Source organism: Streptomyces sp. NPDC003038 (assembly GCF_040611115.1).
Classification (GTDB): Bacteria; Actinomycetota; Actinomycetes; order Streptomycetales; family Streptomycetaceae; genus Streptomyces.
Genome location: NZ_JBEXNN010000015.1, coordinates 76244 through 89682, shown reverse-complemented (window position 1 = coordinate 89682; position 13439 = coordinate 76244). Strand labels below are relative to the sequence as shown.

10 protein-coding genes, 1 pseudogene and 1 riboswitch are annotated in these 13439 nt (G+C 69.8%); of the genes and pseudogenes, 6 read left to right on the top strand and 5 right to left on the bottom strand.

Annotation, left to right across the window (positions count from 1 at the left end; all coding sequences use genetic code 11):
- Nucleotides 1-84: 84 nt before the first annotated feature.
- The 4 genes from ABZX75_RS20165 to ABZX75_RS20150 form a co-directional block, all read right to left on the bottom strand.
- Nucleotides 85-1584 carry a glycoside hydrolase family 3 protein gene (locus ABZX75_RS20165; RefSeq protein WP_355412286.1) on the bottom strand — a complete coding sequence of 500 codons (1500 nt, stop codon included), beginning with the start codon at nucleotides 1582-1584 and terminating at the stop codon, nucleotides 85-87.
- A gap of 7 nt (nucleotides 1585-1591) precedes the next feature.
- Nucleotides 1592-2371 carry a carbohydrate ABC transporter permease gene (locus ABZX75_RS20160; RefSeq protein ID WP_355412464.1) on the bottom strand — a complete coding sequence of 260 codons (780 nt, stop codon included), beginning with the start codon at nucleotides 2369-2371 and terminating at the stop codon, nucleotides 1592-1594.
- Between the two features lie 125 nt (nucleotides 2372-2496).
- Nucleotides 2497-3525: a sugar ABC transporter permease gene (locus ABZX75_RS20155; RefSeq protein WP_355412284.1), complete on the bottom strand. Its 1029-nt coding sequence runs from the start codon at nucleotides 3523-3525 to the stop codon at nucleotides 2497-2499.
- 127 nt (nucleotides 3526-3652) lie between these two features.
- Complete coding sequence (locus ABZX75_RS20150; RefSeq protein ID WP_355412282.1) at nucleotides 3653-4936, bottom strand: extracellular solute-binding protein; 1284 nt, start codon at nucleotides 4934-4936, stop codon at nucleotides 3653-3655.
- A 291-nt stretch (nucleotides 4937-5227) separates the two neighbouring features.
- Here ABZX75_RS20150 and ABZX75_RS20145 point away from each other — a divergent pair, with 291 nt between their 5' ends.
- From ABZX75_RS20145 to ABZX75_RS20135, 3 genes are all read left to right on the top strand, one after another.
- On the top strand, nucleotides 5228-5992 hold the full coding sequence (locus tag ABZX75_RS20145; RefSeq protein WP_355412462.1) for a GntR family transcriptional regulator: 765 nt from the start codon (nucleotides 5228-5230) through the stop codon (nucleotides 5990-5992).
- Nucleotides 5993-6190: 198 nt separating this feature from the next.
- Nucleotides 6191-8437, top strand: coding sequence for a carbon starvation CstA family protein (locus tag ABZX75_RS20140; RefSeq protein WP_355412460.1), 2247 nt, complete (start codon nucleotides 6191-6193; stop codon nucleotides 8435-8437).
- Nucleotides 8434-8628, top strand: coding sequence for a YbdD/YjiX family protein (locus tag ABZX75_RS20135; protein WP_355412280.1), 195 nt, complete (start codon nucleotides 8434-8436; stop codon nucleotides 8626-8628). Before ABZX75_RS20140 ends, ABZX75_RS20135 begins: the two co-directional genes overlap by 4 nt.
- Before the next feature lie 55 nt (nucleotides 8629-8683).
- Here ABZX75_RS20135 and ABZX75_RS20130 read toward each other — a convergent pair.
- A pseudogene (locus tag ABZX75_RS20130) lies at nucleotides 8684-9304 on the bottom strand (Uma2 family endonuclease).
- A 110-nt stretch (nucleotides 9305-9414) separates the two neighbouring features.
- Nucleotides 9415-9549, top strand: a riboswitch (cobalamin riboswitch).
- A 142-nt stretch (nucleotides 9550-9691) separates the two neighbouring features.
- Between ABZX75_RS20130 and ABZX75_RS20125 the strand changes: the two are divergent.
- The 3 genes from ABZX75_RS20125 to ABZX75_RS20115 all read left to right on the top strand — a co-directional run bounded on the left by ABZX75_RS20125 (nucleotide 9692) and on the right by ABZX75_RS20115 (nucleotide 13366).
- On the top strand, nucleotides 9692-12100 hold the full coding sequence (locus ABZX75_RS20125; protein WP_355412278.1) for a ribonucleoside-diphosphate reductase subunit alpha: 2409 nt from the start codon (nucleotides 9692-9694) through the stop codon (nucleotides 12098-12100).
- Nucleotides 12100-13131 carry a ribonucleotide-diphosphate reductase subunit beta gene (locus tag ABZX75_RS20120; RefSeq protein WP_355412276.1) on the top strand — a complete coding sequence of 344 codons (1032 nt, stop codon included), beginning with the start codon at nucleotides 12100-12102 and terminating at the stop codon, nucleotides 13129-13131. Before ABZX75_RS20125 ends, ABZX75_RS20120 begins: the two co-directional genes overlap by 1 nt.
- A gap of 112 nt (nucleotides 13132-13243) precedes the next feature.
- Nucleotides 13244-13366, top strand: coding sequence for a DUF3703 domain-containing protein (locus ABZX75_RS20115; RefSeq protein WP_355412274.1), 123 nt, complete (start codon nucleotides 13244-13246; stop codon nucleotides 13364-13366).
- Nucleotides 13367-13439: the final 73 nt, after the last annotated feature.

Genomic DNA, 13439 nt, shown 5'->3' with positions numbered 1-13439 from the left:
GCCTCTCGCATGTCCCGCCGACCGCCGCGCCCGGCCCGCCCGCGACCACTCCGGGCGGAGCCGGTGGACGGCGGCCGCGGAGGTTCACACCCCCGCGACGACCTCCGCCGCCGCGCGACCGCACACGCGGGACGCCCCGTGCGTCGCGACGTGGAACGCCCCGCGCGGCTCCGCGCGCGGCAGGCCCATCTCGACCACGACCGTGTCCGGCCGGGCCGAGATCAGCGCCGCCAGGGCCCGCGTCATCCAGGGGTGCCGGTGCGCGTCGCGTACCACGGCGACGACGGTACGGTCCCCCGCGGCCGCCAGGATGTCCCCCGCCGAGGCGCCCTCGGGGTAGACGCCCGCGGTGGTTCCCGGTACCAGCGCGGCCAGTTCACCGGCCACGCCCCAGGGGGTCTCGTCGCCCACCGCGATGTTCGCGACCGGGGTCAGGGTGGCCACGTACGGGTGGGAGACCGGCGAGGCGGTGCCGGTGACGACCACCGCGCGGCGGGCCGCCGCCAGCCCGATGCCGGACGCGCCGCTCCCCTGTGCCGAAGCGTCCGGCAGCGGCCGTCGGGCCTGACGGGTCTGCCGGGTCCAATCGGCCAGCGCCCGCACCCGGGCGGCGGCGTCGGCGAGCCGCTCCTGCGGGAGCGTCCCCTCCCGTACGGCCTCGACGAGCGCGTCGCGCAGCCGGAGCACGGTCGCCTCGTCGGCGAGTCCGCCGCCGACGCAGATCGCGTCGGCGCCGGCCGCGATGGCCAGGACCGAGCCGCGCTCGATGCCGTACGTCCCCGCGATGGCGTTCATCTCCATGCCGTCGGTGACGATCAGTCCCTCGTAGCCGAGCTCCTTGCGCAGCAGACCGGTCAGGATCTGCGGGCTGAGTGTGGCGGGCCGGGTCGGGTCGAGGGCGGGCACCAGGATGTGCGCGCTCATCACGGCCTTCGTGCCGGCCTCGATGGCCGCCTTGAAGGGGACGAGCTCGCGGGCCTGGAGGGTGTCCAGGTCCACGTCGATGCGCGGCATCGCGTGGTGCGAGTCGACGTTGGTGTCGCCGTGGCCCGGGAAGTGCTTGGTGCACGCGGCGACGCCGGCGGCCTGGAGGCCTTCGACGTACGCGGCGGTGTGCCGGGCGGCGAGGTGGGTGTCCGCGCCGAAGGACCGTACGCCGATGACCGGGTTGTCCGGGTTGGAGTTGACGTCCGCGGACGGGGCCCAGTTGAGGTTGACCCCGCACTCGGCGAGGCGCCGGCCCAGCTCGCGGGCGACGTCCCGGGTCAGGGCGGTGTCGTCGACGGCGCCCAGGGCGAGGTTGCCGGGGAAGGACGAGCCGCCCCGTACTTCCAGGCGGGTGACGTCGCCGCCCTCCTCGTCGATGGCGACGAGTACGTCGTCCCGCTCGGCGCGCAGCTGCGCGGTGAGCGCGGCGAGCTGCTCGGGCGAGGCGATGTTGCGGCCGAACAGGCCGACCGCGGTGAGGCCTTCGCCGACCCGGCGGAGCAGCCACGCGGGGGCGGTGGTGCCCTCGAAGCCGGGCTGGAGGACCGCGAGGGCGTCCCTGGTGAGGGTGTCGGTGTGGTGCGCAAGGACAGTCATGGGGCCGTTATCCCTTCACGGCGCCGGCGGTCATGCCGCCGACGGCCTTGCGCTGGAGGAAGATGAAGATCAGCAGGACCGGGAGCGCGAAGAGCGAGGACGCGGCCATGGTGGCGCCCCAGTCGTTGCCGAAGGCCGACATGAACTCGGTCAGCCAGAGCGGCAGGGTCTGCGCGGTCTTGTCCTTGTTCAGGATCAGGACCATCGCGAACTCGTTCCAGGCGGTGATGAAGCCGAAGAGCGAGGTGGACATCAGGCCGGGGGCCAGCAAGGGGAAGATCACCTTGCGGAAGGCCTGGCCGCGGGTGCAGCCGTCGATCTGTGCGGCCTCCTCCAGCGTCACCGGGACGGCGGCGATGAAGCCGCGCAGGGTCCAGATGGTGAAGGGAAGGACCATCGCGAAGTAGATCGCGGTGAGCAGCGGGAGACTGTTCAGCATCTCGCCGTCGCGGGCGATCATGTACATCGCGATGACCATGACCTCCCAGGGGGCCATCTGGGCCATCATCACGGCGAGTACGAGGCCCTTGCGGCCCTTGAACTTCATGCGGGCGATGGCGAAGCTCGCGGCGAGGGCGACGAGCAGGGCCAGCAGGACGGCGCCGACGGTGACCAGGACGCTGTTGGTGACGTACGTCCAGAAGTGGTCGACCCCGGTGGCCTTGGTGAAGTTGTCCAGCGTCGGGGCGAAGACGAAGACGGGGTCCTTGGTGAGGATCTCGCTCGACGGCTTGAGGGCCGAGGAGAACATCCAGTACACGGGGAAGACGAAGAGGGCGGCCAGCAGGAGCGCGCCGAGGTTCTTGGCGACGGCTCCGGGGCGGACGGGCCGGCGGGTGCGGAGCCGCTGAGCGGGCTTCGCGGACGGCGCGGCCTTCGCGGACGGCGCGGGCTTCGGGGCGGTGCTCGTGCTCACTGCTCCTCCTCCTGCTTCAGGATCAGGCGGAAGTAGAAGGACATGACGATCACGAGGATGAGGATCGTCAGGACGGAGATCGCGGCGGCGAGGCCGTAGTGGGCCTGGCTCTGGCCCTCGACGTAGGCGAACACCGGGAGGATCTCGGAGGCGCGGTCCGGGCCGCCCTTGTTCATCGCGTAGACCTGGGTGAAGGCCTTGAAGACCCAGATCACCTCGAGGAACGTGGTGATGAGGAAGAAGGGCTTGAGGTTCGGGAAGACGACCTTCCAGAAGGTCTGCCAGCCGTTGGCCCCGTCCATGCGGGCGGCCTCGTACAGCTCGGCACTGACCGTGGTCAGGCCGGCGTACATGTTGAGGGCGACGAAGGGGATGGAGCCCCAGGTCACCAGGACCGTGACGATCGTCAGGGTGGAGAGGCCGGACTCGAACCAGTTGTGCTGGTCGTAGCCGGAGAAGCCGGCGGTGCGCATCACCCAGTTCATGACGCCGAACTGCTCGTCGAACAGCCAGTGGAAGACCTGCACGGAGGCGACGATCGGCATGGCCCAGGCCATCACCAGCGCCATCGACAGGACCAGGCGCATCCACCTGCCGAGCTTGTTCAGGAGGATGCCGATCAGGCTGCCGAGCACCATGATCAGCGCGACGTTGGCCAAGGTGAAGGCGAAGCTCCGGACGACGACGGTCCAGAAGTTCGAGTCACCGAGCAGCTGGGTGTAGTTGCCGAATCCCGCGAAGGGGTACTTCCGCTGGATGAACTCGATCTTGTTGATGTCCTGGAAGGACAGGATCACGTTCTTGATCAGCGGGTACAGCAGCAGGGCCGCGAGGCTGAGCACCGCGGGCCCGACCAGCAGGTAGGGCAGCCACCCCGACGGGAGCGGCCTCCTGCCGCCGCGAGGAGACGTACGGCCCCGGCCGGGACCGGCTGCGGAGGTGGGCACCTCCGGGGGTCGTCCGGCGGACTTCTGTGGTGCGTCCTGTGGAGCGCGGGTCGTCGCTCCCTGGGAGTGCACGGTCATGGCTTGGCTTCCTCGCGGTTGACTGTGGAGTCAAATGCGCGACCGGGGGCGCGGCAGGCGTCCGGGCGCCTGCCGCACCCCCCGGTGCGTTCACACTGCTGGGTCGTGCGGGTACTGCGGGGTGCGGTTACTTGTTGATGCGGTTCGCGATTTCCTTGTCCGCGTCCGCGCCCGCCTTGGCGGCGTCCTCACCCTTCAGGACCTTGGTCATGAACTCCTTGATGGGGTTCGGCTCGGTCTCGACGTTCGCCCAGCCCGCGGTGACGGGGGTGATCCTGCCGTTGACGCCGGCCTTGCCCATGGCCTCGGCGAAGGAGCCCGCGGCGGGGGTGAAGTTGGCACCCGCCTGGTTCGGGAGCAGCGCGCCCTTGGTCTCGGCGGCGTACTTGGTCATCTGGTCCTTGCCGGCGGCGAGGGCCAGCCACTCCTTGGCGAGCTCCTTGTTCTTGGAGCGCTCGGCGACCGCGAGGTTCGAGCCGCCGAGGAAGACGGTGCTGGTCTTGTCGGCGGTCTTGCCCGGGATCGGGAAGTAGCCGAAGTCGGCTTCCTTGCCCGCGTCCTTCAGAGCCTTCTCCGCACCGCCGGCCTCCCAGCCGAGACCGATCCAGGAGGCGACGCCGCCCTTGGGGACGATGTCGGTGGACTGCTGCGGGTTGGCCTCGTCCTTGTCCTTCGGGGCGGTGGAGAAGGACTGGAGCTTCTTGTAGAACTCCATCGCGGAGGCGGCCTGCGGCGTGCCCAGCCCGCCCTTCCACTTGCCGCCGTCCTTGACGGCCAGGTCGCCGCCCTCGTCCCAGATGAGACCGGCCAGGACGTACCAGCTCTGGCCGGGCAGGTAGATCGGCTGCGTGGCCGGGTCGGCCGCCTTCAGCTTCTCCAGACCGGCGACCCACTCGTCGCGGGTCTTCGGCGGGGTGACGCCGGCCTTCTCGAAGGCCTTCTTGTCGTAGATGACGACGCGGTTGGCGGCGTACCAGGGGGCGGAGTAGAGCTTGCCGTCGACCTCGGCCGAGGCGAGCATGCTCTTCTGCCAGGCGTCGGCGCCGAGCTTGGCCTTGTCGCCGGTCAGGTCGGCGAGACCACCGGTGACCGCGTAACCGGCGGTCTGGGTGTTGCCGAGCTCAAGGACGTCCGGAGGAGTGTTCTCGGAGAGGGCCGTGGTGACCTTCTCCTGGATGCCGGTCCACTTCTGCTCCTCGACCTTGACCGTGACACCGGGGTGCTTGGCCGAGAACTCCTTGTTGACCTCGTCGATCCAGGCCTTGGGGGCGGAACCGTCCATCACCCAGACGGTGATCTCCTTGGCGCCGCCAGCGTCGGTCTTGCCCTTGTCGTCGCCGCCGTTGCCGCATGCCGCGACTCCGGCCATCATGCCCGCGACACTGACCGCCGCGATGAGCTTGCGCTTCACGCCACCCTCCTCAGGGATGCTGCCTGCAACTTCCCTCGCCCACCGCGGTGACGTACGTACCAAGTACTGCCCGTGGGCCGGGATCTGATCCATATTGGTTTAGACCAGTAACGGGAGCTTGGCCTAGACCTTTAGGGGTGTCAAGGGTCTAATGAGCGGGTGATCGGTCCGTTATCGGACCGACACCTGGGGAGAGAGAAGGCCTGTCCCCCCATACGTGTCACGATGTGACCGCACATATCGGAGGAGCCGGTGACGGCAGCGAAACTGGAGTCGGGAAGGCGGGCGGCGATGGCCACCGAAGGGGCGATCACGGAGCCGGAAGGCGGGCCAGCCACCCGCACGGCACGTGTACCCAAGTACTACCGACTCAAGCGGCACTTGCTCGACATGACCGAGACACTGCCGCCCGGCACGCCGGTTCCCCCGGAGCGCACGCTCGCGGCCGAATTCGACACCTCTCGGACCACCGTCCGCCAGGCACTCCAGGAACTCGTCGTCGAGGGCCGGCTGGAACGGATCCAGGGCAAAGGCACCTTCGTCGCCAAGCCCAAGGTCTCCCAAGCGCTCCAACTGACCTCCTACACCGAGGACATGCGTGCCCAAGGACTGGAACCGACGTCCCAGCTCCTGGACATCGGGTACGTGACGGCCGACGACACCCTCGCCGGACTGCTCAAGATCACCACGGGCGGGCGCGTCCTGCGCATCGAACGGCTGCGGCTGGCCAGCGGTGAACCGATGGCCATCGAGACCACCCACCTCTCGGCTAAGCGCTTCCCGGCGCTGCGGCGTTCGCTCGTCAAGTACACCTCTCTCTACACCGCTCTCGCCGAGGTGTACAACGTCCACCTCGCGGAGGCCGAGGAGACCATCGAGACCTCGCTGGCGACACCGCGCGAGGCCGGCCTGCTCGGCACCGACGTCGGACTGCCGATGCTGATGCTCTCGCGGCACTCCCTGGACGCCGACGGGGAGCCGGTCGAGTGGGTGCGTTCGGTGTACCGGGGGGACCGCTACAAGTTCGTCGCCCGCCTCAAGCGCCCCGCGGTCTGAGCCGATCCCGGCCTTCGCCCCGCCCCGGCTGGCCCCGCCCACGCCCCCGCCCCGTCCCGCCCCGGCCGTAGCCGGTCCGCGTACCGGAACCTCGTATCGCAATCGCATACCGGTATACGGACGGGGGCTTACGTTCAGCGGGCAACCCCCCGTAGATTCCCTGCGCTTACGCAGATGATCGACGAGGGGACGAGGATCATGCCGGAACCGGAAGCAACTGGAACAGAACGGGGCGCGGCGAGTCCGGGTACGGCACCGGACTCGCCCTCCCCGCACCCGTCGGGAAAGCTCTCCCCGAAGTCGATCGCCGTGTGGGTGCTCGTGGGGCTCATCGGCGCCGTCGGCTGGGGCGTGCTGGCCCTCTCGCGCGGTGAGGAGGTCTCGGCCGCCTGGCTGCTCGCCGCCGCGCTGGGCTCGTACGCGATCGGCTACCGCTTCTACGCGCGCTTCATCGCGCACCGCGTACTGAAGGTGGACCGCACCCGGGCCACCCCCGCGGAACGCCTCGACAACGGTGTCGACTTCCACCCGACCGACCGGCGAGTGCTCTTCGGCCACCACTTCGCCGCCGTCGCCGGCGCCGGCCCGCTCGTCGGTCCCGTGCTCGCCGCGCAGATGGGCTACCTGCCGGGCACCATCTGGATCGTCGTGGGCGTCATCTTCGCGGGCGCCGTCCAGGACATGGTCACGCTCTTCTTCTCCACCCGCCGCGACGGGCGTTCGCTCGGCCAGATGGCCCGTGACGAGATCGGCCCCGTCGGCGGAGCCGCCGCTCTGATCGCCGTGTTCGCCATCATGATCATCCTGCTGGCGGTGCTGGCGCTGGTCATCGTCAACGCGCTGGCGCACTCCCCCTGGGGTGTCTTCTCCATCGCGATGACCATCCCGATCGCCCTCTTCATGGGCGTCTACCTGCGCGTGCTGCGTCCCGGCCGAGTCACCGAGGTCTCCGCCATCGGCGTCGCGCTGCTGCTCTTCGCGATCGTCGCGGGCGGCTGGGTCGCCGAGTCCTCACTGGCCGACACCTTCACCCTGGAGAAGGAGACGCTGGTCATCTGGATGATCGTGTACGGCTTCGTCGCGTCGGTGCTGCCGGTGTGGATGCTGCTCGCGCCCCGCGACTACCTCTCCACCTTCATGAAGGTCGGCACCATCGCACTGCTCGCGGTGGGCGTGGTCGTCGCGATGCCGACGCTGAAGATGCCCGCGGTCACCGACTTCGCGACCCGCGGCGACGGTCCCGTCTTCGCCGGCTCGATGTTCCCCTTCGTCTTCATCACCATCGCGTGCGGGGCCCTGTCCGGCTTCCACTCGCTGGTCTCCTCGGGCACCACCCCGAAGATGATCCAGAAGGAGACCCAGGTCCGGGTCATCGGCTACGGCGCGATGCTGACCGAGTCCTTCGTCGCCGTCATGGCGATGATCGCGGCCTGCATCATCGAGCCCGGCCTGTTCTTCGCGATCAACTCCCCCGGCGGCGTCATCGGCACCACCGTCGAGACCGCCTCGCAAGCGGTGACGAACTTCGGCTTCGCCATCAGCCCGGAGGCCCTCGCACAGGCCGCGAAGGACGTCGAGGAGACCAGCCTGCTCTCCCGTACGGGCGGCGCGCCGACCTTCGCACTCGGAATGGCGGAGATCTTCTCGGCCGTGATCGGCGGCGCCGGGATGAAGGCCTTCTGGTACCACTTCGCCATCATGTTCGAGGCCCTGTTCATCCTGACGACGGTCGACGCGGGCACCCGGGTCGGCCGGTTCATGCTCCAGGACACCCTGGGCAACGTGCACAAGTCCTTCAAGGACGTCAGCTGGAAGCCGGGCGTGTGGCTCGCGAGCGCCATAGTCGTCGGCGGCTGGGGCTACTTCCTGTGGGTCGGCGTCAAGGACCCGCTGGGCGGCATCAACCAGCTCTTCCCGCTGTTCGGCATCGCGAACCAGCTGCTCGCGGCGGTCGCCCTGGCCGTCTGCACCACCCTGCTGATCAAGTCGGGGCGCCTGAAGTGGGCCTGGGTGACCGGTGTTCCGCTGGCGTGGGACGTGGCCGTCACCCTCACCGCCAGCTACCAGAAGATCTTCTCGCAGGACGTACGGGTCGGCTTCTTCGCGCAGCGCGACAAGTACCAGGCGGGCATCGAGGCGGACAAGGTCCTGCCGCCGGCGAAGACGATGGACGAGATGCACACCGTGGTCACCAACGCCACGGTGGACGGTGTGCTGTCGGTGCTGTTCGCGGTCCTGATCATCATCGTGCTGGTGGAGGCGGCCCGGACCTGCTTCAAGGCCATCAGCGCTCCGGAGTCCGTGAAGCTCTCCGAGGTCCCGTGGACCGAGTCGAAGATCATGGCCCCGGCGGGGCTGATCCCGACCGCCGAGGAGAAGGCGGAACTCGCCGCCGCGGGGCTCGACTCGAACGGCGGCCGCGTCAAGGAGCCCGCGGCGTCATGAGCCTGCGCAGCGCGCTGGCGAGGGCCCGGTTCTACGTACGGGAGTTCTCGGGCGAGGCGGCCTACGACCGCTACGTCGCCCACGCCCGCTCCCACGACCCGGACGCGGAGGTCATGACCCGCCGCGCCTTCGAACGCGAGCGTACGGACGCCCGCGAGGCGGACCCCCGCAAGGGCTTCCGCTGCTGCTGAGCCCGCCTGCCTGCACGGAGGGCCCCGCCACATCCGGCGGGTCCCTCCGCTGCGCTCAGCGCACCCAGTCCTTGAGGACCTCGGTCTGGAGCGTGATGCCGACGGGGTCGGGAAGCTTGACTTCCTTGCCGAAGGGGACGGTACGCACAGTCTCGTAGCGCTCGCCATCCGGGTCGCTGTGGACGAGAACCTGGCACTTGAGCCGGTCGATGAGCAGGTACACGGGGATACCGGTCTGCGCATAAGCGCGCGGCTTCTCGATCCGGTCGCGCCGCTCGGTGTCGGAGTCCCACGGGGTCACCTCGACGGCCATCAGGATCGGGCTCGGATCCACCCAGTCGCCCTGCCCCACGAACGCGTCCTCGTGCGCCAGAACCCGTCCGGAATGGCGCGACCCTCCCGGTACCGTTCCGCCTTGATCCCCTGGCCTGGGTGCAGCCAGAACTCCGGGCGGTGCTGCATGCAGATCCGCGTCAGCCACAGAATGATCCGTCCGTGGTCCCCGTCTGGCATGGCCTTGCTCCTCAGCACCCCACCGATGAATTCCAGTCGCGGCCCGCCCCGCGCGCCGTCCCTCGCCCCGCCCCTCGCGCCCCTCCGCCTCGCGGGCCGCTATGCGGGCCAGGTGCTCGAACTCTTCGATCGTCATGTGGGGCCGGTCGGTCATCGCGGTCATGCCTCGCTCGCCTTCCTCGACGGTGCTGTCTCCGACATAGCGGAGAGGTACGCCACAGGGACGGCGCGTCGCGCACGACACAACATGTGGGGGCTACCGCCGGGGGCCGCCCCCACATGTATGCTCAGGGCTGCTGTCGCCGCAGGGGAATCCGGTGCGAATCCGGAACTGTCCCGCAACGGTATGAAGTGCACCCACGGGTGTATCCGCAAGTCCGAGGACCTGCCGACAGCGCACCCGGCTCGACCGAACCGGGTGCCGATACGTCCGGGCCTCGCGGTTGGGCCGGTGGACGCCATGCGGTGTACGCGTACCTGCCACGCCCGCATGCGCTGCCTCGCGCCCCGCCCCGCCGATGACCGGGCCGAGTGAGGGAGAGCTCCCCCCGTGACCATCGCGCCCACCGCACCGCGCGCCGCGTCCGACCCGTCCGAAACGCAAGGTCCCGGGGCCTCGCTGCTGCGCACCCTCACCGAGCTGACCGCCGACCTCCCCGACACCGACCCGGGCCGGGTCGCCGCCGCCGCGCTGCGCGGCCGCAGCTCCGTCGCCGACGAGGCCGAACTGCGCGGCCTGGCCACCGAGGCGGCCGCCGGCCTGATCTCCGAGGACCCGGCGTACTCCCGGCTCGCCGCCCGCCTGCTGACGCTGGCCGTCGCCGACGAGGCCGTCGGCCAGGGCGCCACCTCCTTCTCCGCCTCCGTGGAGGTCGGCCACCGCGAGGGGCTCATCGCCGACCGCACGGCCGCGTTCGTACGGACCCACGCCGGCCGCCTCGACGCGCTGGTCGAGCACACGCTCGCCGAGGGCGCCGACGACCGCTTCGGCTTCTTCGGCCTGCGCACCCTGCACAGCCGCTACCTGCTGCGCCACCCCCTCACCCGCCAGGTCATCGAGACCCCGCAGTACTTCATGCTGCGCGTGGCCTGTGGCCTCGCCGCGGACGACGGCGTGGCCGCCGTGGAGGAAGTGGCCTCGCTGTACCGGCTGATGAGCCGCCTCGACTACCTGCCCTCCTCCCCCACCCTCTTCAACTCCGGCACCCGGCACCCGCAGATGTCCTCCTGCTACCTGCTGGACTCCCCGCTGGACGAGCTCGACTCGATCTACGACCGCTACCACCAGGTCGCACGCCTCTCCAAGCACGCCGGCGGCATCGGCCTCTCGTACTCCCGCATCCGCGCCCGCGGTTCCCTGATCCGCGGCACCAACGGCCACTCCAACGGCATCGTCCCGTTCCTGAAGACCCTCGACGCCTCCGTCGCCGCGGTGAACCAGGGCGGCCGCCGCAAGGGCGCCGCCGCCGTCTACCTGGAGACCTGGCACGCGGACATCGAGGAGTTCCTGGAACTGCGCGACAACACCGGTGAGGACCAGCGCCGTACGCACAACCTGAACCTGGCCCACTGGGTGCCGGACGAGTTCATGCGCCGCGTGAACGCCGACGCCGACTGGTCGCTGTTCTCCCCGGCCGACGTGCCCGAGCTGGTCGACCTGTGGGGCGACGAGTTCGACGCCGCCTACCGCAAGGCCGAGGCCGCCGGGCTGGCCCGCAAGTCCATGCCCGCCCGCGAGCTGTACGGCCGGATGATGCGCACCCTCGCGCAGACCGGCCAGGGCTGGATGACCTTCAAGGACGCCTCCAACCGCACGGCTAACCAGACCGCCGAGCCGGGCACGGTCGTGCACTCCTCGAACCTGTGCACCGAGATCCTGGAGGTCACCAACGACGGCGAGACCGCCGTCTGCAACCTCGGCTCGGTCAACCTCGGGGCCTTCGTGCTGACAGGGGCCGGGGACGGGCGGGAGGGGATGGACTGGGAGCGCCTCGACGAGACCGTCCGTACCGCCGTGACCTTCCTCGACCGGGTCGTGGACATCAACTTCTACCCGACCGAGCAGGCCGGGCGCTCCAACTCCCGCTGGCGCCCGGTGGGCCTGGGCGCGATGGGCCTCCAGGACGTCTTCTTCAAGCTGCGGCTGCCCTTCGACTCCGCCGAGGCGAAGGCCCTGTCCACGAAGATCGCCGAGCGCATCATGCTCGCCGCCTACGAGGCCTCCGCGGACCTCGCCGAGCGCAGCGGCCCGCTCCCGGCCTGGGCCGAGACCCGTACAGCGCGCGGCGTCCTGCACCCCGACCACTACGAGGGCGTCGAGCAGCACTGGCCCGAGCGCTGGGACGCGCTGCGCGCCCGCATCGCGAAGACCGGCATGCGCAACTCGCTGCTCCTCGCCATCGCCCCGACCGCGACGATCGCCTCGATCGCGGGCGTGTACGAGTGCATCGAGCCGCAGGTCTCCAACCTCTTCAAGCGCGAGACGCTGAGCGGTGAGTTCCTCCAGGTCAACGCCTACCTGGTGGACGAGCTGAAGAAGCTCGGCGTGTGGGACGCCCAGACCCGCGAGGCGCTGCGCGACGCCAGCGGCTCGGTCCAGGGCTTCGGCTGGATCCCGGCCGAGGTCCGCGAGCTGTACCGCACGGCATGGGAGATCCCGCAGCGCGGACTGATCGACATGGCGGCTGCCCGTACGCCGTACCTCGACCAGTCGCAGTCGCTGAACCTGTTCCTGGAGACGCCCACCATCGGCAAGCTGAGCTCGATGTACGCGTACGCCTGGAAGCAGGGCCTGAAGACCACCTACTACCTGCGCTCCCGCCCGGCGACGAAGATCGCCCGCGCCGCGCAGGCCAGCGCCACCACCGCCACCCCCGTAGCGCTCCCGCAGGCTGTCGCCGACGCGGACGCGCTCGCCTGTTCCCTTGAGAACCCCGAGTCCTGCGAGGCCTGCCAGTAATGAGCTCCAACGAAAACAAGAACCTCCTGGACCCGGGCTTCGAGCTCACGCTCCGCCCCATGCGCTACCCGGACTTCTACGAGCGCTACCGGGACGCGATCAAGAACACCTGGACGGTGGAGGAGGTCGACCTCCACTCGGACGTGGCCGACCTCGCGAAGCTGACGCCCTCCGAGCAGCACATGATCGGCCGGCTGGTCGCGTTCTTCGCGACGGGCGACTCGATCGTCGCGAACAACCTGGTGCTGACCCTCTACAAGCACATCAACTCCCCGGAGGCGCGCCTGTACCTGTCGCGCCAGCTGTTCGAGGAGGCCGTGCACGTCCAGTTCTATCTGACGCTGCTCGACACCTACCTGCCGGACCCGGCCGACCGCACGGCCGCCTTCGACGCCGTCGAGGAGATCCCCTCCATCCGTGAGAAGGCGCAGTTCTGCTTCAAGTGGATGGCCGCATTGGACGGAGAGGGGGTCGAGAAGATCGACCGGCTGGAGACGGCCGCCGACCGCCGCCGCTTCCTGCTGAACCTGATCTGCTTCGCCGCGTGCATCGAGGGCCTGTTCTTCTACGGCGCCTTCGCCTACGTGTACTGGTTCCGCTCCCGCGGCCTGCTGCACGGCCTGGCCACCGGCACCAACTGGGTCTTCCGCGACGAGACCATGCACATGAACTTCGCCTTCGAGGTCGTGGACACGGTCCGCAAGGAGGAGCCGGAGCTCTTCGACGACGCCCTGCAGCAGCAGGTCACGGACATGCTGAAGGAGGCCGTCGAGGCGGAGCTGCAGTTCGGCCGCGACCTGTGCGGTGACGGCCTGCCCGGCATGAACACGGAGTCGATGCGCGAGTACCTGGAGTGCGTCGCGGACCAGCGCCTCGTTCGCCTCGGCTTCCCGCCGGTGTACGGCTCGCAGAACCCGTTCTCCTTCATGGAGTTGCAGGGTGTCCAGGAGCTGACCAACTTCTTCGAGCGCCGCCCGTCGGCCTACCAGGTCGCGGTCGAGGGCACGGTCGACCTGGACGAGGACTTCTAAGTCCGGCCACGGTCCCCGCCCGGGGGAGACCCACCTGGGCGGGGACCGCACGGCTGCGCCGCGGCTCCGGCGGCGGACGCCCAGGTCGGCCGGTCAGGTCGTACGGATCCTGGTGGCGGGGGCCGGCTCATTCACAGGGCGCGTTCCGCAGGGCGATGCGGGCCGGGCCCGAGTGGGCCCGTTCACGCGGGTGCCCGTCCCGGATGATCCGCGCGCGGTGCTGGGCGCGGCGTAGCTGCCGGTCGATGCGGCGGTCGCGGGCGATGCCGTGGAGGGAGGGGCCGAGCAGCAGGGCGGCGATGGCGAGG